This window comes from Aphanothece hegewaldii CCALA 016 (assembly GCF_003007785.1).
Lineage (GTDB): Bacteria > Cyanobacteriota > Cyanobacteriia > Cyanobacteriales > Microcystaceae > Chroococcus > Chroococcus hegewaldii.
This window is the reverse complement of record NZ_PXOH01000117.1, coordinates 1-1,078: the sequence shown is the minus strand read 5'-3', so window position 1 is coordinate 1,078 and position 1,078 is coordinate 1. Positions and strand designations below refer to the sequence as shown.

General features: G+C 43.9%; 2 protein-coding genes. Both read right to left on the bottom strand.

Translation table 11 applies throughout. The annotated features are described in order from the left end of the window. Window positions 1-52 precede the first annotated feature (52 nt). Window positions 53-781: an ATP-binding protein gene (locus C7H19_RS25235; RefSeq protein WP_245927807.1), complete on the bottom strand. Its 729-nt coding sequence runs from the start codon at window positions 779-781 to the stop codon at window positions 53-55. After that, window positions 748-1,078: transposase (locus C7H19_RS25230; RefSeq protein ID WP_181280643.1), on the bottom strand; the 331-nt coding region annotated here is incomplete at its 5' end. The genes C7H19_RS25230 and C7H19_RS25235, both read right to left, overlap by 34 nt.

Sequence of the window (1,078 nt, the reverse complement as noted above, 5' to 3'; positions counted from 1 at the left end):
TCTTCATCTTTTGGGTAACACAAAGCTCTAAAAGCTAGATATTCTCTAGCTTTCAGCTACTCGTCACCCCGTGAGGCCAACGGGTCAAGTCCTGCTCATTATTCGGGTCTGATGCCAACAGTTGCCAGATGCCCCAAGTCGCAGCGACAATTCGAGCCGAACCACTAACTTTATCAATGCCTTTAGCTTCTTTGTCTTTGTTTTGGTGATGAATCAAGATTCCTGCTGCACCATAACGTCCTAACAAATCTTTAAGCTTGTAAATCGGTCGAGCAAATTCGGCATCTTTTTCATTTAGTCCAGATTCACGGGTAATCGAGGTCAAACTGTCAATAATCACCAGATGAGGTCGGAAAACTTCTAACTCCTGTTCTAGCGGTGATAAATCAGATATATCAAGATGTGTCATGACTCTCATATTTTCTACTTCTGGCAGTAAATCAAAACCTCTGGCTTTTAACCGTCGTCTGGTACTATTTCCTGATTCATCCGAACTGATCAGTAACACACGTCCTTGTACACCCACTTGTTCACCAATAACCTGAGTCCCCGACAAAACAGCATAAGCGATGTCGGTCGCCAACAGAGTTTTTCCACACTTAGCTTGTGCAGCCAGTAACACCGTTTCACCTTTGGGCAAAATACCGGGGATCACCCACTCAATTGCATCAGTCCCCTGTTCCATAAAATCGGCTAAACCAAATGATACCAAATCCGTAGTTATTAGCCATTGTATACAAAGAGGTTTTAACCAGCCTTGAAAACTTCTGGATCTGGCCACCAATGATAGTTAGTCAAAGCTTGAATTTGAGGTTGCATTTGTGCAAGAACATGACAGCGTTGAGCGAGAACCACTTCCAAAGCATCAAGAGTTTCAAAGCTCTTGTTGACCAAAGGCTCATCAGCCAAAGCCCAAAGTCTCTCGGCTGGTTGTAATTCGGGAGAGTAAGGAGGTAAAGGCTCAAAAAAGATGCCTAATGGTAACTCAACTTTCTCGCTCATATGCCATCCAGCGCGGTCAAGAACCAAAAGGATAATTTTGTCTTGTCCTGCTCCTACAGCTGCGGCAAAGGATTTT